The following is a 25,101-nucleotide window of genomic DNA, read 5'->3' as shown; positions in this document are numbered from 1 at the left end:
GGTTTGCGTCAGAAATCCCGCTCTCAATGACGCAAACCTCTTGATCACCGAAGTCGGGGGGCGGGGGGTGGGGGTTAGGTGAGGGGGGTTAGGGCTTTGGCGTAGGTGGGGGGGATGTGGTTGGGGCCGCCGGGGGTGAAGACGTCCGACTGGGCCACCGCGGACCAGGCTGTTGCCGGGACGGCTTCTACCAGGGCTTGGATCACCGGGGCGTCGCGCCACTGGTCCTGCTCGGCGAGCAGGCCGAGGGCCACCACCGACTCCTCGACCTCGCCCACGCACTCGAACGGCTTGTGCCCGTCCACGCCCAGCAGCTCGCGGTAACCGGGGATCTGCGACTCGTCGGCGAGCAGGTCGCCGCCGAAGATGTGGGTGACCCGCTCACGCGGCATGAACGGGGCCATGGCCAGGAACACGAACCGGCACTTCGGGCAGTCACGGCACCAGCGCTCGCTCGCGTCGCGCAGCTTGAACGCCTGGTTGCAGCTGGTCACCACGTCGTCGTAGCGGGTGAACTCGGCGAACAGCCGGGCGATGTGCAGCTCGGACAGCGAGCGCAGCAGCGAGAAGTACGGTTCGGTCAGGCCGGCGTGCTCGGCCAGCGCCGCCCGCAGCAGCCCTTCCGCTTCGACACCCTTGGACCACTGGTGGTTGATCTCGTGCCCGTCCCAGACCAGGTTGGGGTCGGACGCCGAGCGCTCATTGGACATCACCACCGGACCCAGGCCGTGCAGCACAGCGGTGGCCACCGCGATCAGCGAGTTGATCGCGGTGACCGGGATGTGCCCGTTCAGCGCGCCGGCCGCGTTCAGGTCGAACAGCACCGGGTCGATCCGCCGCCGGGCGGCCAGCGGGGTCAGCCCGGACGCCTCGTTCACCGCGACGATCACGTGGTTCGGGTTGACCGAGAACGGCACCGGGTCCAGCTCGGCGCGGCGCAGCGCCTCCAGGCTGACGATCGAGTCCTTGCCGCCACCGACCGCCGAGAGCGGACGACGGTCGGAGTCGTCGTACACGCGTGGCGACTCCGGTGAGCCGGCCGGCACCTCCGGGCGCAGCTCCAACACGTGCGGCAGCTGGTTGCGGTACGCGTACTCCGCGAGGCCCTTGGTGTAGACGGCCGTGACGTAGTCGGCGGTGGCCGCGCCCAGCGGCGCCGGCAGCACGAGCCGGGGTGGTGCGGCGGCCTTGTAGTAACTGACGCCGGCGACGAGGTGCAGCACTTCCAGCACCCGGCCGAGGGTCGCCACCGTCTCGTCCGAGGGCGGCTCCGCCGGCAGCGGAAGCGTGATCACCTCGGTGAATCGCTGCTCACCGGCCGGGCCGGTCAGCGCGTAGTCGAACAACACCTCGCCGGTGGCGAAGTCGATCGAGTATGACGGGAAGGTGAAGGCGTCCATCCGCCGGAGCTGCTCGTTGGGCACACGCCATACTAGGCCCTGGTTCGTCCGGCCGTGTCCGGACCGGGCCCGCCCTGACGCCGCCGCGACCCCCGAGGAGAGCCCCGTGCGCCTGTCTGACCTGCGCGGACGTACCGTCGCCGTCTGGGGCACCGGCCGGGAGGGCCGGGCCGCTGTGACCGCGATCGCCGCGCACGGCCCGGCCGAGCTGGTCGCCGTCGACGACAGCGCGAACTTCCTCTCGCTGCCCTGGGACGGCCCGCTGGCCGAGGCGGCGCCGCTGGTCACCGGTGAGGCGGGCTTCGATCGGTTGGCCGCCGCCGACGTGGTGGTCCGCTCCCCGGGTGTGCCGCAGACCCACCCGTGGCTGGTCGAGCTGCGCCGACGCGGGGTCATGGTCACCCAGGGCACCGCGCTGTGGATGGCCGACCACGCCGCGCGCACCGTCGGGGTCACCGGCAGCAAGGGCAAGAGCACCACCTCCAGCCTGATCAGTCACCTGCTCACCGCGACGGGTCGGCCGAACGTCTTCGGCGGCAACATCGGGGTGCCGACGCTGGACCTGCCGGACGCGGAGCTGTACGTGCTGGAGTTGTCCAGCTACCAGTGCAGCGACCTCACCGACTCGCCCCGGGTGGCGGTGGTCACCGCGCTCTTCCCCGAGCACCTGGACGCCCACGGCGGGGAGCGGGAGTACTACCGGGACAAGCTCAACCTGCTCGCCCACGACCCGCAGACGATCGTGGTGAACGGCGGAGACCCCCGGCTCGCCGCCGAGCTGGGGGAGCTGCCGGCAGTGCGGGCGGGCCGCCCCGACACCACCCACGTCGCCGAGGGCGCGGACGGCACTCCCTGGTTCCACCTCGGTGACCAGCCGCTCTTTCCGCGGGCCGTGTTGCCGCTGGTGGGTCGGCACAACGAGGGCAACCTGTGCGTGGCGCTCGCCGTGCTCGACGCGCTCGGCATCGACGTCGTGGCCGGCAAGGACCACCTCGCCATCGCGGTCGCCGAGTTCCAGGGGCTGGCCCACCGGCTCACCGAGATCACCGACCCGTCCGGGCTGACCTTCGTCGACGACACCCTGGCCACCAGCCCGTACGCGGCCATGCACGCCATCGACGCGTACGACGGGCGGCCGTTGACCGTGATCGTCGGGGGCAACGACCGGGGTCTGGACTACACGCCGCTGGCCGAGCACCTGGCCGAACGGGAGTTGACCGTGATCGGCATCCCGGACAGCGGCCCCCGCATCGTCGAGGCGCTCGCCGGGCTGCCCAAGGTGCGTACCGAGCTGGTCGACGATCTGGTGGACGCGGTGCGGCTGTCCCGGGAGGTGACCCCGGCCGGCGGGGTGGTGCTGCTGTCGCCGGCTGCGCCGAGCTACGGGCGGTTCCGCAACTTCGAGCACCGCTCCGAGGTGTTCGCGCAGGCGGTCGCCGACACCGCCCGCTGAATCAGCCCCGGTCGGCCGGGGCCGGGTCCGGCGTCTGCATTCCGGGCAGCAGCACGGTGTCGGCGTCGTCCTCGGACTCCCTCGGCTCCGGTGTCTCGGGCTCCGCCGCGACGACCGGCGGGCTGTGCTTGTCCGGGGTCCAGGCGAATGCGAGTGCCCCGCCGACCAGGGCCAGCAGCATCCCGATCACGAAGCCGCCCAGGTTCGAGGTCAACCAGGAGACCAGCCCGAGCACCAGCGAGACAAGGGCGTAGAAGACCCGCTGCTGCGGGGTGGTGATTAGCAGCACCCCGCAGAGCACCAGGATGGTGGGTACCAGGTACGCGGCGAGCCCCTGCGGCCCGATGTGCAGCAGCACCCCGAGCGGCGCGCGCAGGGTCACCAGCATCTCCGTGCCGCCGAGTGCGATCAGCACTGCGGCGGTGAATGGGCGGCCCCGCCGCCAGCGGCGCCACCGCCCACGGGGTTCGCGGACGGCCGGCGCTGCTTGGTGTCGTCTTGCGCTCACGTCAGCACCCGTCGGGGGTGAACGCCATGCGCAGGTTGGGCAGGTTGAAGACGGCGGCCGTGGTGGCGTAGTTGTTCTGCCGCAGGTTTTCGATGACGATCGAGTCCGCCTGCTGGGAGAAGACGCCGGGGTTGCCCTTCACGCCGGGCACCTTGTCCAGGGTGCTGGCGTCCTGGCCGATGTCGATGTTCTTGAAGGAGGCGTTGCCGGCGATCTCGTCACCGTCGACCACCAGGGTCCGGGCGGTGACCGGCTTGTCGCCGCTGCCGGCAGTGATCTTCAGGAAGACGCCACCCAGGTTGATGCTCTGGCAGAGGTTGGTCAGCTCCGCCTTGTCGATCGCCGAGACCATCACCAGGACCTGCCCGCCGGTGTCGCCCTGGTTGGGGCTGTCCGGGATCATCTGGTCGAGGGTGGCGAACTGCTCGAACCCGGTGCCGGTGAGCTTGTCGGCGGTGACGGTGAACGGCATGCCCGAGATGGCGAACTGCGCGCCCAGCACGCCTTGGGCGGTGAGCACGATCATGCCGGCGGCACCCGCCGCGACGGTGCCGAACGTGGCGGCGAACCGGCGCCAGCGCACACCGCTCCGCGGCGGATCGGGTTCGATTGGTGCGGTCTCCTCCGACATGGGTGCTCTCCTTAGAGATCATTCATCGGTGACAATGGGAATTGCGACCCGGGATGCTGCGTATCGAGGCGCAGAGCCGAAGTTACCGCCGGGTAAAGGGCGGGTCAACAGCGTGTAGCAGCAGCCAGTTGCGCGGTATTTGTCAAATGCGGCCAAAGTGAAAAACCGCTGCGGTTTCCGACCGTGTGGTCAGGACTGGAGGGTCGGCGCGCACGGCGCGGTCGTGCTCGGACCGTCGTCCGGGCGTATCGGCCGGGTCGCCCGAGCCGCACCCTCGGTGCCAAGGAACGGCGCGGTGGAGGCGTAGGTGAGCACCGGCAGCAGTTGCGGCAACTCCGCCGCCCGCCCCTGTGCCACGCGGCCGCGGATGGTGGCGTAGACACCGCCGACCACTGTGGACACCAGCGCGTCGCGGTCCACGCCGGCGACCGCCGGTCCCGGGCCGGCGTCGGCGAAGAACCGGCGGAAGCTGCTGAGCAGCGCGTCCCGTTCCCGGCGGGCGTCCGGGCCGGCGGCGTCCACCTCGACGAGCGCCATCCGGGCGAACGCGGGCACGCTCGCCAGCACCTCCAGCAGGGTGCGCAGTGCGGCGCGGGCGGCGTCCGGCCAGGCCGGGCCGGCCTCGCGGTAGGCGATATCCATCAGCTGTGACACCACGGCGATGCCGTGTCGGTACGCGGCGAGGAAGGCGTCCTCCTTGCCGGTGAAGAGAGCGTAGAAGGCCGGCCGCGTCACCCCGGCGGCGTGGCAGATGTCGCTGACCCGGGCGGTGTCGTAGCCCTTCGTCGCCACCTCGTGCACGAGCCCGTCGAAGAGGCGGTCACGCTGGGTCGCGGCCACCACCTCGGCGGAGACCCGGCGCGGGCCGCGCTTGATCGCGCGGTCGGGGTCGCGACCGGGACGCGCACCCGGCAGGGGCACCGACGCTGGCTGCGGGCGGCTCTGCGTGGTCAACTCATTGACCCCCTTTGATGCGTTGACTTTACGACCCTCCGGGGTTTATAACTTTCTTCACGCTCGGTTGGTGTCCAGTTACCTATGGTGATCTCCCCGGATGGTCGCCCTGACTCGTCGAAGGAGGGCTCGATGGCTGTCATTATCGCCGAACACGAGCGCCCTCCCAAGGCCGAAAAGGCGCAGGTGAAGCGGCTCCGCCGCAATGCGCCACGCTGGCCCGCCCACTGACGGCGGCACCTCCACCACCGCCGGCCGGTCCCGACGGCCGTCCGGCACCTCCACCACCGCCGTCCACCACGGATGGCCACAATTCCCGCTCGGGCGTCCCCGCCCGGCGGTGACCGCCTGTGCGGTCCGCTCGTTCCCCGTCCCACCGCGGAAGGAAAAACCATGCTCAGGTACGGAAGAATCGGCGGGGGCCTCGTGGCCCTCGCGCTGCTGACCGGTCTCGTAGCCGCCACGCCAGCGTCCGCCGCCACGCCAGCCTCCGCCGACACGTCGGCCGCGCTCGCCGGCAACGTGCTGACCTACCCCACGGCCGGAGGCACCGCCGTCGCCGTCAACGACATCATCCAGGCCAGCCTCAAGACCGGCACCAACGGCACCTTCTACAACTCCACCTCCGGCACCACCGGGATCAAGTGCGCCGCGTCCAGCTTCAGCGCCAAGGTGCTCACCAACCCGATCGCCCCGGGCACCGCCACCGAGAGCCTCACCGCCCAGAGCTTCGGCAGCTGCACCACCAACGTGTTCGGCACCACCGGGGTGCAGAGCATCGCTCTCAACAACCTGCCGTACGCCACCTCGGTCACCAGCGCCGGCGTCGTCAAGATCTCCGGCACCACGGCGGCGCCGGTCCAGAGCACCGTCGTGCTGAGCTCCCTGCTCGGTACGATCACCTGCGTCTACCGGACCAGCACCAACAGCCTCACCGGCGCGGCGGTCAACACGACCAACTCGATCACCTTCACCAACCAGCCGTTCACCAAGTTCTCCGGTCCGTCCCTCTGCTTCGGCACCGCGTACTTCTCGGCGACCTACTCGCCGGTGCGCGACAGCACCAAGGGGAACGCCGCCGTCTACGTGAACTGAGCACGGTCCACGGGGCCGGTGCGCGGCGATCCGCCGTGCGCCGGCCCTCCCCGGTGCGCCGGTCAGCCGGCGGCCAGCTCCGTGTGCAGGGCGCGCATCGAGCGGATCGCCGAGCGGATCTCCTGCAGGTAGCGGCCGGGACTGAGCGTCTGCTCCGGCAGCCGGGCCAGGTCCGCCAGGGTGGGGTCGACCCCGACGGTGTCGATCCCGCAGCCGTACGGCACGGCCAGGGTGCGCAGCGCGTCGCAGTGCTGGAACGGCACGTAGATCGGCGCGGTCACCAGCAGCACCGCGTCGTCGGGGGCGAGCCGGACGTGCCCGGCCCAGAACCGCTGGGTGTCCGCGGTGTGGGCCCGCCGCCGCTGCGGCTCGCTCGACGGCGCCGCCAGTACGCGCACCGGCGGTAGACCGGCCGGCAGATAGGTGCGCGACGACCAGGAATGGTGCGGGTGACCCGCGTCGATCCCGTCCTCGACGGCCGGGGCGCTCACCTCGAACGCCAGCCGGACCGCCGCGTCCAGGGCGTCCACCTCGGTCGCGCAGCCGGGCACCCCCACCTCGGCCAACGTCCGGTGCTCCAGGTCGGAGAGCGGGCGGAAGCTGCCCAGCACCGCCACCTCGCCGGTCACCCCCAGCCCACCGCCCAGCAGGTGCGCGGCGTACGCGACGCGACCCAGGCAGGCGTGTGCCAAGCCGCCCAGCACCACCAGGTGGGCGTACGAGGGCCGGGCTGGTGGCACGGGCCGGACGAGCCCGAGCGCGGTGGCGGTGGCGCGTACCAGCTCGACGGTGCCCGAATCGAGATCCGGCTCCCGGGCGTCGGGCCTCTCCCTGCCACCCCGGAAGTCCCAGTGCGCGGCGGAGAAGTCGTCGAGGAAACGGAGCGTGTCGGCGAGGTCGCCGGCCGGCCACCTGCCGCCGAAGCCGTCGACCAGCCGGCGCAGCGGGTCGGCGCCAACCCACCCGGCGATCCCGTCGATCAGCGCCGACGCATCCGTGGTCCCGGCGGGCAGCGGCACGCCCGGCCCGACGAGCACCGGCCCGGTGCGCACCGGCCCTGGCCGTGGCGGGTCGGGGAGTTCGGGCACCGCCGGATCGTACCGATCGGAGCGCACGGCCCGAGCCAGGCTGACCCGTCAGCCTGGCCAGAGCCGTCCCGGTTCTGCTCGGCGCGTTCGGTTCCGCCGGCTGACGCACTGTCAGGAGCGGGCGCGCCCTGCGCTACACAGTGGCAGTTGTCCATGCTGGCCAGCGGTGGGAGCGTGCGGTATCCGCGAACGCCGCTGAAGGGTTGCCACGATGACCGACGACCTGCTGGCCCGGCACCGGGCTGTGCTCCCGTCCTGGATGCCGCTGTACTACGCCGAGCCGATCGAGCTGGTGTCGGGCTCGGGTCGCCGGGTCACCGACGCGCAGGGCCGCAGCTACCTGGACTTCTTCGGCGGCGTCCTGACCAACATGATCGGTTACGACATTCCGGAGATCCGGGAGGCGGTGGAGCGTCAGCTCGCCACCGGCGTCGTGTACACCTCGACGCTCTACCTGATCCGCCAGCAGGTGGAGCTGGCCGAGAAGATCGCGCAGCGCTCCGGCATCCCGGACGCCCGGGTGTTCTTCACCAACTCCGGCACCGAGGCGAACGAGGCGGCGCTGCTGGTTGCCACCAACTACCGCCGCTCGCACCAGATCCTGGCCGTGCGTAACAGCTACCACGGCCGGTCGTACGCGGCGATGGGCGTCACCGGCAACCGCAACTGGTCGGCCAGCGCGCTCAACCCGCTCCAGGTGGCCTGGCTGCACTCGGGCGACCGGGTGCGCGGTCTGCTGGCGCGGCTGAGCGCCGAGGAGCAGGTCGACGCGGCGGTGGAGGACCTACGCGAGGTGCTGGCCACCCAGACCTCCGGTGACGTGGCCGCGCTGATCGCCGAGCCGATCCAGGGTGTCGGTGGTTTCGTGCACCCGCCGGACGGCCTCTTCGCGGGCTGGAAGAAGGTCCTCGACGAACACGGCATCCTGTTCATCGCCGACGAGGTGCAGACCGGTTGGGGGCGCACCGGGGAGCACTTCTGGGGTTATCAGGCGCACGGCGTCACCCCGGATCTGCTCACCTTCGCCAAGGGCGTCGGCAACGGGTTCGCACTGGCCGGGGTGGTCGGCCGGGCCGAGGTGCTGGAGTCGGTGCCGGCGATCAGCTTCTCCACCTTCGGCGGCAACCCGATCTCCACGGCGGCCGGCAACGCGGTGCTCGACTACCTGATCGAGCACGACCTCCAGGCGAACGCGGCCCGCGTCGGCGCGATCCTCGCCGACGGCCTGCGGTCCGCGGTGGGCGGGCTCGACTGCGTCGCTGAGGTACGCGGAAAGGGGCTGATGCTCGGCGTCGAGTTCGTCCGGCCGGGCACCAGCGAGCCCGACCCGGCGCTGACCAACCGTGTCTTCGAAGCCGCTCGGGAAGGCGGCCTGCTCGCCGGCAAGGGCGGGTTGTACGGCAACGTGCTGCGGATGGGTCCACCGTTGACACTGACCGAGGACGAGGCCCGCGAGGGCCTGGCGATCCTCGTCGACGCGATCCGCTCGGCGGCGGGGGTGGCGGCATGAGCATCGGCCACTTCATCGACGGTAAGCGCGTCGGCGGCACGTCCGAACGTCGCGGCGACGTGTTCGATCCGGCGACCGGTCGGCGTACCGCCGAGGTGGAGCTGGCCTCGACCACGGACGTGGACGTCGCGGTGCAGGCCGCCGCCCGCGCGGCGCGGTCCTGGCGGGATGCTTCGCTGGCGAAGCGGTCTGCGGTGCTGTTCGCCTTTCGGGAGTTGGTGCACACCCGCCGGGACCGGCTCGCCGAGGTGATCACCGCCGAGCACGGCAAGGTCCTCGCCGACGCCGCCGGTGAGGTGCAGCGCGGCCTGGAGGTCATCGAGTACGCGTGCGGCCTACCGTCGGCGCTGCGCGGCGCCTTCAGCGAGAACGTGTCCACCGAGGTCGATTCGTACACCATCCGCCAGCCGCTCGGGGTGGTCGCGGTGATCTCCCCGTTCAACTTCCCGGTGATGGTGCCGCTGTGGTTCGTGCCGGTGGCGGTGGCCTGCGGCAACGCGGTGGTGCTCAAGCCGAGCGAGAAGGACCCGAGCGCGGCGCTGCTGCTGGCCGAGTGGTTCGCCGAGGCGGGCCTGCCCGACGGGGTGCTCAACGTCGTCAACGGGGACAAGGAGGCCGTCGACGCGTTGCTGGAGCACCCGGAGGTGCGCTCGGTGTCGTTCGTCGGCTCCACGCCGATCGCCCGGTACGTCTACCAGCGTGGCACCGCCGCCGGTAAGCGGGTGCAGGCCCTCGGCGGGGCGAAGAACCACATGGTGGTGCTCCCGGACGCCGACCTGGACCTGGCCGCCGACGCCGCGGTCAACGCCGGCTTCGGCTCGGCGGGGGAGCGGTGCATGGCGATCTCGGTGCTGGTGGCGGTGGAGCCGGTCGCGGACGCGCTGGTGGAACGGATCGCCGAGCGGATGGCCGGGTTGCGTACCGGCGACGGCCGGCGGGGCTGCGACATGGGACCGCTGGTCACCGCGGCGCACGCGGCGAAGGTGCGCGCCTACGTGGATGCCGGGGTGGCCGCCGGTGCGGTGCCGGTCGTCGACGGGCGGGACATGACGCCGGACGGCGACCCGGAGGGCTTCTGGCTCGGCCCGACGTTGTTCGACCGGGTCACCCCGCACATGTCGATCTACACCGACGAGATCTTCGGCCCGGTGCTCAGCGTGGTCCGGGTCGACTCGTACGACGAGGCGGTGGACCTGGTCAACGCCAGCCCGTACGGCAACGGCACGGCGATCTTCACCAACGACGGCGGTGCCGCCCGGCGCTACCAGCACGAGGTGGAGGTGGGCATGGTCGGCATCAACGTGCCGATCCCGGTGCCGATGGCGTACCACTCGTTCGGCGGTTGGAAGTCCTCGCTCTTCGGTGACCTGCACGCCCACGGCGAGGACGGGGTGCGGTTCTTCACCCGGGGCAAGGTGGTCACCAGTCGATGGTTGGACCCGCGGCACGGCGGGGTCAACCTCGGGTTCCCCACCCAGACCTGAGCAGCCGCAGCACGCCCGCCCCGGCCAGGTACGCCAGCAGCGCCGGGACGGGCGTGCCGAGCGGCTCCGGCGCCCGCTCCGGAGTCGCGCTGTTGATCAGCAGTGCGACCACCACGGCGATGTACCCGGCCACGGTCAGCGCCGCGCGGGCCGTGGTGCCGCCCGGGCCCGTCCGGCGGGTGCGGTGCCGGCCGCTGCGCGCCTCCACCGGCCCGAAAATGGCGACGAGCACCGCCAGGACGACAGTGAGCAGCAGCAGCCAGGGGACTCGCCACGCCCACCAGGCACCCGAGCCGGCCGCCGGGGTGGGCAGCGTCCCGGTCGCGTCGAGCAACCCGATGAGCAGGATCGCGGCGGTCAGGTGCCAGAGGAAGATGGTCAGCACCACCAGGTTGACCCCGATCACCAACTGCCACGGGCCGGTGCGGCGTAGCAGGCGTCCCGCCGGGCCGCGCAGCAGCAGGACCAGGCCGAGCTGGGCGGTGGCGACGGCCAGCAGCGCGAGGCTGGGCGGGCTGGCGTTGTCCAGGCGTTCGCCGGGCACGTGCAGCATGGCCACCGGCCAGGGGCCGGGCCCGGTGAGCAGCAGTAGAGCGGCCAGCCCGCCGGCCAGGAACACCAGCCCGGCCCGTCGGGAGGTGGGCAGCCGCCGCCGGCGTAACCCCGGATGGTCGGGAGCGGACGGCCCGGCGGCGTCGCTCTCTGCGGACGGTGGCGGGGTCGGACCGGCGGCCGGCGGCGCGGCGCGGGTGTCGTGCCAGGCGAAGCCGAGCTGATGGATGGCGAGCCAACCGAACAGGTAGTTGCCGTAGCTCAGCTCTTCCGGCCCGGTCAGCCGACCGAGGTCGCCGAGGCCCACCAGGGCGACCAGCACCAGCGGGACGGCCAGGCCGAAACGGCGGTGCAGCGCGTACATCGGTGGGGTGAGCACGACCACGGCCAGGTAGGCGACCAGGAACCACAGGGGGATGGTGGCGAACCAGAACACCTCGCGGACCTGGGTGTCGTCGACGCCCCGCAGCCGGGCCGCCGCCGCTGCGGCGGTGAGCACGAGCAGCAGCGTGCTGGTGGGGCGGACCAGTCGGGCACTGCGGTCGAGCAGCCAACTGGCTGCGTCGCCGCCCCGAGCCCGCAGGCGGGTCAGCGAGGCGGCGTTGGCGTAGCCGCCGACCAGGAAGAAGATCGGCATCACCTGGGCCACCCAGGTCAGCGGGTACGCCCAGCGCAGGTCACCGAGCGCGGAGTGCCCGGTGGGTCGGCCGGCGGCGTCCCGCCCGATCACCGTGACACCCCAGTGTCCGATAGCGACCATGGTGATGGCGAGCGCGCGGAGTAGGTCGACGTACCGTTCCCGTCCCGCCGGCGTGCGGTCGGCGAGATCGCGCAGACGGCGCATCGCCCCAGGCTAGGCGACCCGAGGGTGGCCGGTGGTGATAACGGTTCGACCCTCAGGACTTGAAGTCCGGGCCCCGCTGTCGTAGAAATTCTTCAGCAACACCACGTGAACTGAAGAGAATCAACGCGCCTCGCGCGGTGGACGCCTTCCCCCCATCACCGGCGGTCCGCCCGACCCGACCCGAGGAGAACCGATGAACAGGCGTGACATTCTGCGGCGCAGCGCCGCTGCCGGCCTGCTGGCCACCCCCGCCGCCGGCCTACTGGCCGGCTGTGCCACCGGCGGCGGTGGTGACAAGGACGATGCCGAGACCTACAAGGGCACCAAGAGCGAGCAGAATCCGCTCGGCGTCAAGGAGGACGCACCACTCGAGGTCGTGATCTTCGGCGGCGGGTTCGGCGAGGAGTACGCCAAGGCCCACGAGGCCATGTACACCGAGAAGTACCCGAAGGCGAAGATCAAGCACTCCGCCACCCAGGAGATCAGCAAGACCCTCCAGCCGCGCTTCGTCGACGGCACCCCACCGGACGTGGTCAACAACTCCGGCGCCGGCCAGATCGACTTCAACGGACTGGTCAGCCAGAACGCCATCACCGACCTGGGCGAGCTGCTCGCCGCCCCGAGCCTCGACGTGCCCGGCAAGACGGTCAAGGACACCCTGCTGCCCGGCGCGGTCGAGGTCGGGTCGTACGACGGCAAGTTCCTGGTGCTCAACTACACCTACACCGCGTACGGCATCTGGTACTCCAACAAGCTGTTCACCGAGCGCAAGTGGGAGTACGCCAAGACCTGGGAAGAGCACATCGCGCTCTGCAAGCAGATCAAGGCCGCGGGCATCGCCCCCTGGACGTACGCGGGGCTGCACCCGCGCTACATGAGCTGGCCGCTGATCGCCACCGCGATCAAGCTCGGTGGCCCGTCGGTGGCGACCGCGATCGACAACCTGGAACCGAACGCCTGGAAGTCCGACTCGATGAAGGCCGCCGCCGACGCGTGGCACCAGATCGTCAAGGACAAGTTCATCCTGGAAGGTTCGCCCGGCCTGGACCACAAGCAGTCGCAGACCGCCTGGTGCCAGGGCAAGGCTGCCTTCATCTCCTGCGGCTCCTGGCTGGAGAGCGAGCAGAAGGACGTCACCCCGGCCGGGTTCAACATGACCATCGCGCCCACCCCGAGCCTGGGCAGCGGCGACAAGCTGCCGTTCGAGGCGATCCGGGGCACCGCCGGTGAGCCGTTCATGGTGCCGGCCAAGGCCAGCAACGTCGCCGGTGGCCTGGAGTACTTCCGAACCATGCTGTCCAAGAAGGGCGCCCAGGACTTCACGAAGAAGGTCGCCAGCCTCACCGTGGTCGCCGGCGCCACCGAGGGCGTCGAGCTGCCGTACGGGCTGACCACCGTGGTCAAGGCGCTCGACGCGTCCGGCGCCAACGGCTTCAACTGGGTCTACAACAACTACTACCGCAAGTTGGAGCGCAACCTCGTCGACGCCGCGTGCGGCGAGTTCTTCAGCGGCCGGATCGGCCCGGCGGAGTTCCTCGAGCAGTGCCAGAAGGGCGCCGACTCGATCGCCCAGGACAGCTCGATCAAGAAGTACAAGCGAGCGGCCTGACAGCCCGGCCGGTGGGGGTGGGTCCACCCCCACCGGCCGCATCCCGGGGAAAGGTCCTCTCTGTGAGACATGGCAAGTGGCCGCTGATCGTCACCTTCCTGGTGCCGCCGGTCCTGCTCTACGTCGTCTTCGTCGTCTCGCCGTACCTGCAGGCGTTTCAGATCTCCACCACCGACTGGCTGGGCTACTCGCCCGACGCCAACCAGGTCGGCCTGGCGAACTTCAAGACCCTCTGGCACGACGACTACGTCTGGAACGCGTTGAAGAACAACGCGGTCCTGCTGGCCCTGGTGCCCGTCCTGACCATCGTGCTCGGGCTCTTCTTCGCCACCATGCTCGCCATGGGTGGCCGCAAGGGCCGAGCCGGGGTCACCGGGGTACGCGGCGGCGCGCTCTACCGCACGGTGTACTTCTTCCCGCAGGTGCTCTCCGTGGTGATCATCGCGCTGCTCTGGAAGGAGGTCTACCACCCCAACCAGGGGCTGCTCACCGCCGCTCTGCACGGGATCGGCCTGTCCGCGCCGACCTGGCTCGGCGACCCGGCCACAGCCTTCTGGTGCGTGCTGGCGGTGATGGTCTGGAGCAATGTCGGCTTCTACGTGGTGCTGTTCGGCGCCGCGATGTCGGCCGTGCCGAAGGAGATCTACGAGGCCGTGCTGCTCGACGGCGCGTCCCGGTTCACCACGCTGCGTCGGGTCACCCTGCCCCTGCTCTGGGACACCGTCCAGGTCGCCTGGGTCTACCTGGCCATCTTCGCCCTGGACGGGTTCATCCTCGTGCAGCTCATGACCAACGGCGGCCCGAACTTCTCCACCGACGTGATCGGCGTACGGATGTACGACACCGCCTTCGGTAGCGAGACCAAGTTCGGCTACGCCTCCGCGATCGGCGTGGTGATGTTCTTCCTGACCCTCTCGGTGGCGGTGCTGTCGCTGCGGGTCGGCCGGCGCGAACGGATCGAGTACTCGTGACCACTTTGGATCAGCCCACCCGACCCGTCGCGGCGCCGGCGTCGACCGCCGGTCGGGACCGCCCGGTGCGCCGGGAACTCGGTGTTGCCAACACCCTCTCGCACGGCTTCCTGCTGCTCTGGGCCCTGCTCACCGTGCTGCCGCTGCTCTGGATGTTCATCAGCTCGTTCAAGACCAACGGCGAGATCCTGGCCGACCCCTGGGGGCTCCCGGGGGCACTGCACCTGGACAACTGGGCGCGGGCCTGGACCGGCGCGCACATCGGCCGGTACTTCCTCAACAGCCTCGTGGTGGTCGCCGGCTCGGTCAGCCTCACCATGCTGATGGGCGCCACCGCCGCGTACGTCTTCGCGCGGTACGAGTTCCGCGGCCGTCAGGTCGTCTACTACCTGTTCGTCGGCGGCCTGATGTTCCCGGTGTTCCTCGCCCTGGTGCCGCTCTTCTTCGTGGTCCGCAACGCCGGACTCTTCGGCACCTGGGCCGGGCTGATCCTGGTGTACGCGGCCTACTCGCTGCCGTTCACGGTGTTCTTCCTGACGGCGTTCTTCCGGACCCTGCCGACCTCGGTGGCGGAGGCCGCGATGGTCGACGGCTGCGGTCACTTCCGGCTCTTCTTCCGGGTAATGCTGCCGATGGCGCGTCCGGGATTGATCAGTGTTGCGATCTTCAACTTCCTCAGCCACTGGAACCAGTTCCTGCTGCCGCAGGTGCTCATGCAGGGCGACGAATCCAAGTGGATGCTGGCGCAGGGGTTGTTCGCGCTCTCGGTCAGTCAGGGCTACGCCGGCGACTACGCGCGGCTCTTCGCCGGGCTCAGCATCGCAGTGCTGCCGGTGCTCGCGGTCTACGTCGCCTTCCAGCGGCAGGTGCAGGCCGGCCTCACCGCAGGCCAGCTCAAGTAACGCGACCCGCCGGGCCGGTCGCAACGCTGACCGATCCTGATCGCCAAGGCCGCCGCGCCTCCGCGTCCCGATCCCGCGGATCTTGCACTGTGGGGCGGCGTGCGCGGGGCGCGTGCGCGGCGTGATCGTGCTCGATCCAGGATGTAGTGGCCTCGTGGCGCGAGGTGGGGACTACTTCCAGGATCAAGCACGATCATGGCCCAGCCCAGCCCAGCCCGGGCGTGGGACGGGGTGGCGGGGTGGGCGGTCAGGGGGTCGGGAAGAGTCGGGCGTGCAGGGCGGCCGGGTCGGTGACCTCGGGTAGGTCGCGGGCGGCGAGCCAAGCTGCGGCGGCGGCCCCGTCACCGGCGGTCCGCAGCGGCGCGTCCGGCCAGTGTCGGGCGATCTCGGTGCGGACCGCGGTGGCCAGCGGGGTGTCCGCGGTGAGTAGCCCGCCGCCGAGCACGATGGGTGTCGCCGCCCCGGCGGGGCGGATTCGGCTCATGCTCTCGGCGAGGTGGGCGGCTGCCTCGGCGATCAGTGCGATGGCGACGGGCTCGCCGTCGTGAGCGGCGGTCACGACGAGTGGCGCGAGCCGGGCCAGTTCGACCGGGGGTCGCCGGGTCACGGCCTGGATCGTGGCGTCCACGGTGGCCCTGGGGTTGGCGGCGATCTCGGCACCGCCGAGCAGTTCGGTGAGCACCGCCGTGGCCAGCGCGCCGGGCGTGCGGCCGGCGTCCAGGTCGGCGAGCAGTCGGCGCACTGACTCGCGGCCGAGCCAGAAGCCTGAGCCGGCGTCGCCGAGGAGCCAGCCGTGGCCGTCGGCGATCCGGTCGAGCCGCAGATCGTGGACCTGCGCGGTGATCGCCCCGGTGCCGGCGATGAGCACGGTTCCATCCGGTGCGGCGGTGCCGGAGGCGTAGGCGACCAGGGCGTCGCCGTGCACCGCGTACGGGCAGCGCAGGCCGGCGTCGTGCCAGGCCTGGTCGAAGGCGGTCCGCCCGGCGGGGTCGGCGAGGAGTCGGCCCGCCCCGGCCAACCCGATGGTGCCGGCGACCACCCGCGACGGGTCGAGGTCAGTGAGCGCCTCGCGGAGCGCCGTCAACAGTTCGACGGCGGCGCGCTCCGCGCCGTGGCTGGTGGGGTTGCCGCCGCCGGCGCGGCCGGTGCCGACGCGTTGCCCGGTGAGGGTCAGGGCGGTTGCCCGGGTGGACGTGCCGCCGATGTCGAGGCCAATCACGACGGTGTCGGGCATCGGCACGGTCTCCTTGGGCTGCGCGACGAACGGGCCTGTTCATGCTGGTCGGAGACGTCGTACGGGGCAAGATCTGGCCGGCGCGGCAGGTTGTGCGCCAGGTAACAGTTTGAAAACTTCGCCCACGGTCTTGACATAGACGGTCGTTCAGTAAGAAATTTTACCACTAACAGTTAACACCCCTTCCGGAAAGCTGAGGCGTCTGATGGTTGATCACGAGGTGGACACCGCTGCGGGGACCGCGGTGGTCGACGCCGACGCGATCGACCGGCGAAACGCCCTCGGATCAGCCTCCGACGGGGTGCTGGCCCGCGTCCGCAACGGGCTGGGTGAGTTGACCGGCGCCCTGCGCCGGGTCGCCGAGCACGTGCTGAGCGACCCGGAGGCCGCTGCCCGCTCCACCATCGTCGAGTTGGCCGAGCGAAGCGGCACCTCACCTGCGACCATCACCCGCTTCTGCCGGGCGATGGGCTTCGAGGGATACGCGGACCTGCGGCTGGGCATCGCCTCCGAGACCGGTAGGGCGCGCTCAGCCGGCTGGACCGTCGACATCGGACGCGAGATTCAGCCGAGCGACCCGCTCGCCCGGGTGCTCGGCCAGATCATGGCCGCCGACACCCGGGCCATGCACGACACCGCCACCCTGCTCGATCTCGTCGAGGTGGAGCGGGCCGCGGTGGCGATCGCAGGCGCCAGCAGGGTGAACATCTTCGGCGCCAGCGGCAGCGCGCTGGTCGGCGAGGAGATGCAGTTCAGCCTGCACCGCATCGGGGTGGCCGCGTGGGCCTGGAACGACGTGCACGAGGGTCTGGCCAGCGCCGCGCTGCTGCGGGCGGGCGACGTGGCACTGGGCATCTCGCACACCGGGCAGACCCGCGAAACGATCGAGATGCTCGCGGAGGCGGGCAGCCGGGGTGCCACCACGGTCGCGCTCACCGGCTTCCCCCGCTCACCGCTGGCCGAGCTGGCCGACATCGTGCTGCTGACCGCCAGCCAGGCGACCACCTTCCGGCCGGACGCGCTCTCCGCCCGCCACCCGCAGCTGGTGGTGCTCGACCTGCTCTACATCGCCGTCGCCCAACGCACGCACGACCGCGCGCACGCGGCCTTCCAGCGCACCGCGCAGGCCGTCGACGGGCACAAGGCCGCGAAGGGAGCCCACTCATGATCAGCGCCCAGGGGTACGCGGACGCCGTCCGCCCGGTGCTCGACCGGCTGCTCGACTCGGAGGCCGACGGGATCACCCGGGCCGCCGACCTGATCGCCGACAGCCTGCGCGACGGCGGCGTGCTCCAGGCGTTCGGCGCCGGGCACTCCGAGGCGTTCGCCGCCGAGTTGGTCGCCCGGGCCGGCGGCCTGGTCCCCACCAACCGGCTCTCGGTGCGGGACCTGGTGGTGCACGGCGACGCTCCACGCGACGTGCTCGCCGACCCCAAGCTGGAACGCGACCCCTCCATCGCCCACCAGATCTACGCGCTCGCGGCACCCCAGCCGCGCGACGTGTTCGTGGTGGCGTCCCAGTCCGGCATCAACGGCTCGGTGGTCGAGCTGGCGGCGCTGGTCACCGAGCGCGGTCACCCGTTGATCGCGGTCACCTCGGTCGAGCACACCGCACGGGTCGCCCCACGGCACCCGTCCGGCCAACGGCTCGCCGACCTCGCCGACGTCGTGCTGGACAACGGCGCGCCGTACGGCGACGCACTGCTGCCGCTCGAGGGCGGCGGCGCGGTCTGTGCGGTCTCCTCGGTCACCACGGCGCTGCTGGCGCAGTTGCTGACCGCGGAGGTCGTACGACGGTTCCACCAGGCCGGAGAGGTGCCCCCTATCTACCTCTCCGCCAACGTCCCCGGCGGGGACGAGCACAACATCGCCCTCGAGTCGCGGTACGCCGGGCGTCTCCGGCGCACCGCCTGACCCGAAATTCCACAAGGAGAGACGACGATGTCGATTACCCCCGAACACCCGGTCGCACTCGACCGTCGCACGGTGCTTCGTCGCGCCGCCGCCGTGGGCATGCTCGCCACTCCGGCCATCGGACTGCTCAGCGCCTGCGCCACCAGCGGCAGCGACAAGGAAAACGAGCAGGTCGCCGGCGGCACCAAGAGCGAGAAGAACCCGCTGGGCGTCAAGGAGGACGCCCCGATCGAGGTGGTCATCTTCAACGGCGGCTACGGCGAGAAGTACGCCACCGACGTGCACGAGCCGCTCTACAAGACGGCGTTCCCCAAGGCGGAGATCAAGCACCAGGCCACCCAGGCCGTCTCCACCGTGCTCCAGCCGCGGTTCGCGTCCGGCAACCCGCCGGAGTTCGTGAACAACTCGGGCGAGAAGCTGATGGACTTCGGCGCGCTCGTCGCGGACGGCCAGCTCCAGGACCTCACCGAGCTGTGGGACGCGCCGTCGGTCGACGACCCGGCCAAGAAGGTCCGCGACACGGTGGTGCCCGGCACCATCGAGGCGGGCTCGTTCAACGGCAAGCCGTACGTCCTGTACTACGTCTCCACCGTGTTCGGTATCTGGTACTCCGGCAAGCTGTTCAAGGACAACGGCTGGGCGCCGGCGAAGACCTGGGAAGAGTTCATCACTCTGCTCACGGCCATCAAGGGCAAGGGCATCACCCCGTACGGCTACGCCGGGGCGAACGCGGCCTACTACCAGTGGAACGTGATCCTCACCCACGCCGCCAAGATCGGCGGCGTGGACGTGCTGAAGAACATCGACAACCTGGAGGACGGCGCCTGGAAGCAGGACGCCGTCAAGCAGGCCGCCACCGCGTGGGCCGAGGTCGGGGCGAAGTTCAGCGACAAGAGCTTCGAGGGCCTGAAGCACACTGACGTGCAGCTGCGGCAGAACCAGTACAAGGTGGCCATGTACCCCAGCGGTGACTGGCTGGAGGGCGAGCAGAAGAAGGACACCCCGGAGGGCTTCGACTACCAGCTCATGCCGGTGCCGAGCATGTCCGCCTCGGACAAGCTGCCGGCCACGGCGCTGCGGGCCACCGCGGGTGAGGGCTACTTCGTCTCGGCGAAGAGCAAGAACCCGAAGGGCGGTCTGGAGTACATGCGCCAGATGCTGTCCAAGGCGGGCGCGAAGGGCTTCACCGAGGTGGTCAAGGCCCCGACCGTGGTCACCGCCGGCTCGGAGGGCTTCGCCTTCCCGCCCGGTGTGGCCAGCTCGCAGGCCGCTCTCAAGGCGGCCGGCCAGGACGTGTTCAACCTGTACTTCGACGGCTGGTACAAGGAGCTCGACACGGAGGCGCGTACCGCCACCAACGAGCTGATGTTCGGCCGGATCAACGCGGACGCCTTCGTGGAGCGGATCCAGAAGCGCGCCGACGCGATCAAGAAGGACAGCTCGGTCGCCAAGTTCAAGCGTTGATCGATCGGAGCTAGGGTCATGCGGCACGGCAAGTATCCATTCGTGATCGGGTTCCTGTTCGCCCCGGTCGCGCTGTACGTGACCTTCGTGATCTGGCCGTACGCGCAGGCGTTCCAGATCTCGATGACCAACTGGCGGGGGCTTTCCGCCCCGCAGTGGGTGGGCTTCGACAACTACCGGAGGCTGTTCGACGACGGGGCCTTCTGGAAGGCGGTCCAGCACCACGGCGTACTGCTGCTTGCCCTGCCGCTGATCACCATCGCCATCGCGTTGTTCTTTGCCTTCCTGCTCAACGTGGGCGGCAAGAGCAGCGGGGGGCAGCGCCAGGGGGTCTGGGGGGCGAAGTTCTACCGGGTGGTGTTCTTCTTCCCCCAGGTCCTGGCGGTGGCCATCATCGCGGTGCTGTTCCAGATGGTGTACCGGCCGAACGAGTCCGGCCTGATCAACGGCGTGCTCATGAAGTTCGGCCTGGAGCCGATCCTCTTCCTGGTCCGTCCGAACCTGGCCCTCTGGTCGATCCTCGCGGTGCTGGTCTGGCAGGCCGTCGGCTTCTACGTGGTGCTGTTCTCGGCCGGAATGGCCTCCATCCCGGGTGAGATCTACGAGGCCGCCGAGATGGACGGGGCGACGAGGGTGACGCTGTTCTTCCGGGTCACCCTGCCGCTGCTGTGGGACACCCTCCAGGTGGCCTGGGTGTACCTCGGGATCGCGGCGTTCGACGCGTTCGCCATCGTGGCGGTGCTCTCGGTGGACGGTGGCGGCCCGGACGGCGCCACCACCGTCCTGGCCATGGAGATCTACCGCAACGCGTTCGTCTACTCGAAGTACGGCTACGCCTCGGCGATGGGCGTGGCGCTGTTCTTCCTCACCCTCACCTTCGCGGCGTTGACGCTGCGGCTCACCAAGCGGGAAAGCGTGGAGTACTGATGAACCCGCAGTCGACGCTGCCGCCCACACCGGCGGCGCTGCCGCCGAAGACCGGCGACCCGTCCGCCCCCGCCGGGCCGGGGCGCAAGGACCCTCGCTCGGAGGTACGGCTCTTCGCCGGCCTGGGGCACATCGCGCTCGCCGTGTGGGCGGTCATCGTGATCGTGCCGATCCTCTGGACCTTCCTCGCCGCGTTCAAGAACACCAGCGAGATCTTCAGCAGCCCGTGGACGCTCCCGGCCGAGCTGCGGTGGGAGAACTTCGGGCGGGCCTGGACGAAGGCGCACGTCGGCCGGTACTTCATCAACAGCGTGATCGTGGTGTCGTGCAGCACGTTCCTCACCATGCTGCTCGGCTCGATGGCCGCGTACGTGCTGGCCCGCTATAAGTTCTGGGGCAACCGGGCGGTCTACTACCTGTTCGTCTCCGGGTTGGCCTTTCCGGTCTTCCTGGCCCTGGTGCCGCTGTTCTTCGTGGTGAAGAACCTGGGTCTGCTGGACACCCACACCGGTGTGGTGCTCGTCTACACGGCGTACTCGTTGCCGTTCACGGTGTTCTTCCTGGCCGCGTTCTTCAAGACGCTGCCGTCGTCGGTGGCCGAGGCCGGAATGATCGACGGCTGCTCACACAGTCGGCTGTTCTTCCAGGTGATGATGCCGATGGCGAAGCCGGGCCTGATCAGCGTCGCGATCTTCAACATCATCGGTCAGTGGGCGCAGTACCAACTTCCCCTGGTGCTGCTCTCCAACGCCAAGGACAAGTGGGTGCTCACCCAGGGCATCGCGGACATCTCGGTGAACGCCGGCTACGAGGCCGACTGGTCCGGGTTGTTCGCCGCGCTGACCATCGCCATCCTCCCGATGATCATCGTGTACGCGGTCTTCCAACGGCAGATCCAGGCCGGCCTCACCTCCGGCGCGGTGAAGTAGGCAAGGGCGACTCAGTAACGCCTGTCGCAGAGGAAGGGCCCCTTGTTGACACCCCGTCTGTGGGTGCGACAAGGGGCCCTTCCGGTCACTTCGGTGAGGGGCGCTCCTGCGCGTGGGTGTGCCAGGAGTGCCACAGAGCGGCGTACGCCCCGCCGGCCTCGACCAGCTCGTCGTGGCTGCCGATCTCGGTGACCCGGCCGTCCGCGAGCACGGCCACCCGGTCAGCGTCGTGGGCGGTGTTGAGCCGGTGTGCGATCGCGATGACGGTGCGCCCGACCAGCACGGCGGCCAGCGCCCGCTCGGTACGACGGGCGGTCGTCGGATCGAGCGCGGCGGTCGCCTCGTCGAGGATCAGCGTGTGCGGGTCGGCGAGCACCAGCCGGGCCAGCGCGAGCTGCTGGGCCTCGGCGGCGCCAAGTTGCCGGGCCCCGTCGCCGAGTTGGGTGTCCAGGTCGTCGGGGAGTTCGGCGTACCAGTCGGCGCCCACGGTGATCAGCGCGGCGCGCATCTGCTCGTCGGAGGCGTCGGGCGCGGCGAAGGAGAGGTTGTCGCGCACCGAGCCGATGAAGACGTGGTGCTCCTGGGTGACCAGGGCGATCCGGCGGCGCCGCTCGGCGGGGTCGAGGTCGGTGACCGGGCAACCGCCGATGCTGACGACGCCCTGCCGTGGCGCGTCGATCCCGGCCAACAGTCGGGCCAGGGTGGACTTGCCGGCACCCGACGGACCGACGACGGCCAACCGTTCACCGGGCTGCACCTCCAGGTCGATACCGTGCAGCACGTCCGGCCCGTCGTTGTAGGAGAACCTCGCCCCGCGTACGACGAGCCGCTCTCCCCGTGGCGTGGCCGTCGTGCCGGGCGGCTCCGGCGGGACCAGGCCGACGCCGAGCACCCGGGCGTACGACGCGAAGCCCTGCTGCGCCTGCTCTGTCCACTGCAGCAGCCGGTCCAACGGGTCGATCGCCTGTTGCAGGTAGAGCGCGGCGGCGACCACCGCGCCGAGCGAGACCATGTCCCTGGAGAGCAGGTAGCCGCCGACGAGTAGAACCAGGGCGACCGGCAGCGGATAGCTGGCCTCGACGATCGAGAAGAACACCGTACGCAGCGCAAGGGTGGCCCGTCGGGCCGACCAGACCAGGGTGATGCGGGTGGTGCCGTGCCGAATCCGGTCGTCGGCCAGCCGCAGCGCCTCCACCGTGCGGGCGCCCTCGGCGGTGGTGGTCAGCGTCTCGGTCAGCTCGGCCGCCGCCGCACCCTCGGTGAGGTACGCGGAGCTGGCCCGCCGCAGGTACCAGCGGGTCACCGCGATGATCGAGGGGAGCCCGGCCAACGCAGCCAGCCCGAGCAGCGGATGAAGCAGGAAGACCGCACCGAACAGCAACGTCAACTGCACCGAGGCGATGACGATGGTGGGCACCACGTCCCGGACGGTGGTCCCGACCGTCGCCACGTCGACCGAGCTGCGGGTGGCCAGGTCTCCGGAGCCGGCGCGCTCGACGACCGAGACCGGCAACCCCAGAGTCCGGGAGACGAACTCCTCGCGCAGTTCGGCGACGGCCCGTTCACCGAAGCGGTGACCGGCGTACTGGGCGTATCGGGAGAGCAACGCGCTGACCAGGACGCAGCCGGCAATGGCCAGTGCCAGTCGGTCCACCGTGGCCACGCCCGCGCCCGCGGTGACCCGGTCGACGATGGTGCCCAGCAGCCACGGCGGGGCGAGGCCGGCGACCGCGGCGGCGCTGTGCAGCGCCAGCACGATCCCGACCGCGCGGCGATGCCGGCTGATCATGTCGCGCAACGCCCGGCGTACGGTGCCGCGGTCGGCCACCGGCAGCCGGCTCACCGGTACGTCTCCTCGGTGTCGGCGGGCTGCTCGACGTCGGAATCCTCGCTGTCACGGGCCACCAGGTGCCGGTAGTCGGCGTCCTCGTCGAGCAGGTCGGCGTGGCTGCCGGTGGCCGTGATCCGGCCGGCACTCAGGTGCGCGACCAGGTCGGCCCGGCCGAGCAGCAGCGGCGACGTGGCGATCACCATGGTGGTCCGCCCGGCCCGCGCGGCACGTAGCCGCTCGGCGATCCGCGCCTCGGTGTGCGCGTCCACCGCCGACGTCGGGTCGACGAGGATCAACACCTCCGGTTCGGCGCGGAGCGCCCGGGCGAGGCGTACCCGTTGGCGCTGACCGCCGGAGAGCGTCCGGCCTCGGGCGTCGATCGGGGTGTCCAGCCCGGCCGGCAGGGCGTCGACGACGTCCTCGGCTGAGGCGACCCGCAGAGCCTGGGCGATCCGGTCGTCGTCACCTCCCGGGTGCAGGATCTCGCGCAGAGTTCCGGCGAAGAGGTACGCGTCGTGGTCGGCGACCATGATCCGGGAGCGGACCTCGTCCAGGGCGATCCCGCTCAGCGGCACACCACCCCAGGTGGCCTCGCTGACGACGTAGCGGCCGAGCCGGTCGGCCAGGGCCAGCGCCTCCGCCGGATCGTCGGCGGCCACGGCGGTCAGCCGGCCGGCGCGCACGGTCAGCCCGGTCACCGGGTCGTGCAGGTCGGCGGGACCGGCCGGCGCGGCCAGGGCGCCCGGCCGACGTGCATCGGGCACGCTGCCCGGCCACCGACGACCCGGGCCGCCGACATCGTCCGGGGTCACGTTGAGGAGATCGGTGATCCGTCGGGCGGCAACCCGGCCGCGGATCAGCTCGTAGCTGCCCTCGAGCAGGAACCAGACCGGCACGATCAGGGTCGCCACGTAGCCGTAGACGGCGACCAACTCACCGATCGTGACGTCACCGGTCACCGCCATCCGAGCCGTCAGCCACACCACCGCCGCCAGGAACAACCCGGGGATGGCGACGGTCGCCGCGTCGATCCAGCTGTTGACCGCGCCGACCCGGTAGCCCTCGGCGCGCAGGTCCTGGGATTTGGCCGCGTACCGCCGGGTGAACAGGTCCCGGCCGCCCACCCCGGCGAGCACCCGCAGCCCGGCCACGATGTCACCGGATCGGGCGGTGAGCGCGCCCTGCTGCCTGCGGTAGACCGACTCCGCGCTTTCGAGGCGGCGCAGCAGCGGCCCGACGACCAGCCCGACCACCGGCACCCCCAGCAGTACGCAGAGCGCGAGCATCGGGGAGATCGACCAGAGCACCACGGCGATGACCCCGTACGCGACGACCGCGCCGACGCCCGGCCCGGTCAGCGTCAGCACCTGCGCCGTCCAGTTGATGTCGGAGCCGCCGACAGTGGCCACCTCGCCCGCGGCGACCCGGCGCGGCAGCGCGGCGCCGATCCGGGACAGTTGGCGCAGCAGGACCTCCGCCGAGCGTGCCTTGGCGTCCTCCCGGATGAAGGTCATCGTGCGGTGCCGCATGATGCCCAGATACGACAATGCCAGTCCCGCGACGACGATCGCCGCGACCCAGAGCGCCAGGGCGCGGGTGTCGCGTGCGAGTAGCCCGTCGTCGACGGCGCGGGCGATCAGGTAGGGCCGTGCCGACAGCCCGACCATCCAGGCCGTCCCGAGTAGGCCGCCGCGCAGCACCCGCCAGGGTTGGCAGCGGACCAGCCACCACAGGTATCGCATCGGGCCGCGAGTGTCCGGAGTGCCAGGATCGGAATGCGGGATCTGGGGAGGCACGCGAT

Annotated in this window: 21 protein-coding genes; 12 read left to right on the top strand and 9 right to left on the bottom strand. The window is 70.8% G+C overall.

Annotated features, from left to right (window positions below; translation table 11 throughout):
• Positions 1–74 precede the first annotated feature (74 nt).
• Positions 75–1,424, bottom strand: coding sequence for a hypothetical protein (locus PCA76_RS22585; RefSeq protein WP_272612481.1), 1,350 nt, complete (start codon positions 1,422–1,424; stop codon positions 75–77).
• Between the two features lie 82 nt (positions 1,425–1,506).
• On the opposite strand from PCA76_RS22585, the gene murD reads away from it, so the two are divergent.
• Positions 1,507–2,853 carry a UDP-N-acetylmuramoyl-L-alanine--D-glutamate ligase gene (gene murD / locus PCA76_RS22580; RefSeq protein ID WP_272612480.1) on the top strand — a complete coding sequence of 449 codons (1,347 nt, stop codon included), beginning with the start codon at positions 1,507–1,509 and terminating at the stop codon, positions 2,851–2,853.
• Between the two features lies 1 nt (position 2,854).
• Here murD and PCA76_RS22575 read toward each other — a convergent pair whose 3' ends face one another.
• The 3 genes from PCA76_RS22575 to PCA76_RS22565 form a co-directional block, all read right to left on the bottom strand.
• On the bottom strand, positions 2,855–3,361 hold the full coding sequence (locus tag PCA76_RS22575) for a DUF6114 domain-containing protein (protein WP_272612479.1): 507 nt from the start codon (positions 3,359–3,361) through the stop codon (positions 2,855–2,857).
• Position 3,362: 1 nt separating this feature from the next.
• The gene (locus PCA76_RS22570; protein WP_272612478.1) at positions 3,363–3,992 is read right to left on the bottom strand and encodes a DUF6230 family protein; all 630 of its coding nucleotides are present in this window, start codon (positions 3,990–3,992) and stop codon (positions 3,363–3,365) included.
• 189 nt (positions 3,993–4,181) lie between these two features.
• Positions 4,182–4,946 (bottom strand): TetR/AcrR family transcriptional regulator, encoded by a 765-nt coding sequence (locus PCA76_RS22565; protein WP_272612477.1) that lies wholly within the window; start codon positions 4,944–4,946, stop codon positions 4,182–4,184.
• 393 nt (positions 4,947–5,339) lie between these two features.
• Between PCA76_RS22565 and PCA76_RS22560 the strand changes: the two genes are divergently transcribed.
• Entirely contained in the window at positions 5,340–6,041 is a 702-nt protein-coding gene (locus PCA76_RS22560) for a Tat pathway signal sequence domain protein (RefSeq protein ID WP_272612476.1), read from the top strand.
• A 62-nt stretch (positions 6,042–6,103) separates the two neighbouring features.
• Here PCA76_RS22560 and PCA76_RS22555 read toward each other — a convergent pair whose 3' ends face one another.
• Positions 6,104–7,129 carry a hypothetical protein gene (locus PCA76_RS22555; RefSeq protein WP_272612475.1) on the bottom strand — a complete coding sequence of 342 codons (1,026 nt, stop codon included), beginning with the start codon at positions 7,127–7,129 and terminating at the stop codon, positions 6,104–6,106.
• Between the two features lie 211 nt (positions 7,130–7,340).
• Between PCA76_RS22555 and PCA76_RS22550 the strand changes: the two genes are divergently transcribed.
• Together PCA76_RS22550 and PCA76_RS22545 are read left to right on the top strand one after the other, a co-directional pair.
• The gene (locus PCA76_RS22550) at positions 7,341–8,639 is read left to right on the top strand and encodes an aspartate aminotransferase family protein (protein ID WP_272612474.1); all 1,299 of its coding nucleotides are present in this window, start codon (positions 7,341–7,343) and stop codon (positions 8,637–8,639) included.
• Positions 8,636–10,123 carry a CoA-acylating methylmalonate-semialdehyde dehydrogenase gene (locus PCA76_RS22545; protein WP_272612473.1) on the top strand — a complete coding sequence of 496 codons (1,488 nt, stop codon included), beginning with the start codon at positions 8,636–8,638 and terminating at the stop codon, positions 10,121–10,123. Before PCA76_RS22550 ends, PCA76_RS22545 begins: the two co-directional genes overlap by 4 nt.
• Here the strand turns inward: PCA76_RS22545 and PCA76_RS22540 are convergent.
• A complete protein-coding gene (locus PCA76_RS22540; protein WP_272612472.1) occupies positions 10,095–11,519 on the bottom strand; it encodes an acyltransferase family protein in 1,425 nt (474 codons plus the stop codon). The genes PCA76_RS22545 and PCA76_RS22540 overlap by 29 nt on opposite strands.
• Before the next feature lie 193 nt (positions 11,520–11,712).
• On the opposite strand from PCA76_RS22540, the gene ngcE (PCA76_RS22535) reads away from it, so the two are divergent.
• From ngcE (PCA76_RS22535) to PCA76_RS22525, 3 genes are all read left to right on the top strand, one after another.
• Positions 11,713–13,128, top strand: coding sequence for an N-acetylglucosamine/diacetylchitobiose ABC transporter substrate-binding protein (gene ngcE / locus PCA76_RS22535; RefSeq protein ID WP_272612471.1), 1,416 nt, complete (start codon positions 11,713–11,715; stop codon positions 13,126–13,128).
• 62 nt (positions 13,129–13,190) lie between these two features.
• On the top strand, positions 13,191–14,099 hold the full coding sequence (locus PCA76_RS22530; protein WP_272612470.1) for a carbohydrate ABC transporter permease: 909 nt from the start codon (positions 13,191–13,193) through the stop codon (positions 14,097–14,099).
• Positions 14,096–15,001 carry a carbohydrate ABC transporter permease gene (locus tag PCA76_RS22525; protein WP_272612469.1) on the top strand — a complete coding sequence of 302 codons (906 nt, stop codon included), beginning with the start codon at positions 14,096–14,098 and terminating at the stop codon, positions 14,999–15,001. Before PCA76_RS22530 ends, PCA76_RS22525 begins: the two co-directional genes overlap by 4 nt.
• Positions 15,002–15,248: 247 nt before the next feature.
• On the opposite strand, the gene PCA76_RS22520 is transcribed toward PCA76_RS22525, so the two are convergent.
• Complete coding sequence (locus PCA76_RS22520) at positions 15,249–16,235, bottom strand: N-acetylglucosamine kinase (protein WP_272612468.1); 987 nt, start codon at positions 16,233–16,235, stop codon at positions 15,249–15,251.
• 205 nt (positions 16,236–16,440) lie between these two features.
• Between PCA76_RS22520 and PCA76_RS22515 the strand changes: the two genes are divergently transcribed.
• Genes PCA76_RS22515 through PCA76_RS22495 form a run of 5 tightly spaced genes read left to right on the top strand, consistent with a single transcriptional unit; the run spans position 16,441 to position 21,469 of the window.
• Entirely contained in the window at positions 16,441–17,403 is a 963-nt protein-coding gene (locus PCA76_RS22515) for a MurR/RpiR family transcriptional regulator (RefSeq protein ID WP_272612467.1), read from the top strand.
• Positions 17,400–18,149, top strand: coding sequence for an SIS domain-containing protein (locus tag PCA76_RS22510; RefSeq protein WP_272612466.1), 750 nt, complete (start codon positions 17,400–17,402; stop codon positions 18,147–18,149). The genes PCA76_RS22515 and PCA76_RS22510 overlap by 4 nt, the downstream gene beginning before the upstream one ends.
• Positions 18,150–18,176: 27 nt before the next feature.
• Positions 18,177–19,613, top strand: coding sequence for an N-acetylglucosamine/diacetylchitobiose ABC transporter substrate-binding protein (gene ngcE, locus PCA76_RS22505; RefSeq protein ID WP_272612465.1), 1,437 nt, complete (start codon positions 18,177–18,179; stop codon positions 19,611–19,613).
• Positions 19,614–19,631: 18 nt separating this feature from the next.
• On the top strand, positions 19,632–20,540 hold the full coding sequence (locus tag PCA76_RS22500) for a carbohydrate ABC transporter permease (RefSeq protein WP_272612464.1): 909 nt from the start codon (positions 19,632–19,634) through the stop codon (positions 20,538–20,540).
• Positions 20,540–21,469, top strand: a complete 930-nt coding sequence (locus tag PCA76_RS22495; RefSeq protein ID WP_272612463.1) for a carbohydrate ABC transporter permease — start codon at positions 20,540–20,542, stop codon at positions 21,467–21,469. Before PCA76_RS22500 ends, PCA76_RS22495 begins: the two co-directional genes overlap by 1 nt.
• Before the next feature lie 85 nt (positions 21,470–21,554).
• Here PCA76_RS22495 and PCA76_RS22490 read toward each other — a convergent pair whose 3' ends face one another.
• Both PCA76_RS22490 and PCA76_RS22485 read right to left on the bottom strand, forming a co-directional pair.
• Entirely contained in the window at positions 21,555–23,258 is a 1,704-nt protein-coding gene (locus tag PCA76_RS22490; protein WP_272619524.1) for an ABC transporter ATP-binding protein, read from the bottom strand.
• A gap of 50 nt (positions 23,259–23,308) precedes the next feature.
• The gene (locus PCA76_RS22485; protein ID WP_272612462.1) at positions 23,309–25,042 is read right to left on the bottom strand and encodes an ABC transporter ATP-binding protein; all 1,734 of its coding nucleotides are present in this window, start codon (positions 25,040–25,042) and stop codon (positions 23,309–23,311) included.
• Positions 25,043–25,101 lie beyond the last annotated feature (59 nt).

It is taken from the genome of Micromonospora sp. LH3U1 (genome assembly GCF_028475105.1).
Lineage (GTDB): Bacteria > Actinomycetota > Actinomycetes > Mycobacteriales > Micromonosporaceae > Micromonospora.
The sequence above is the reverse complement of the archived record's forward strand: the minus strand, read 5'-3'. Positions and strand labels throughout refer to the sequence as shown.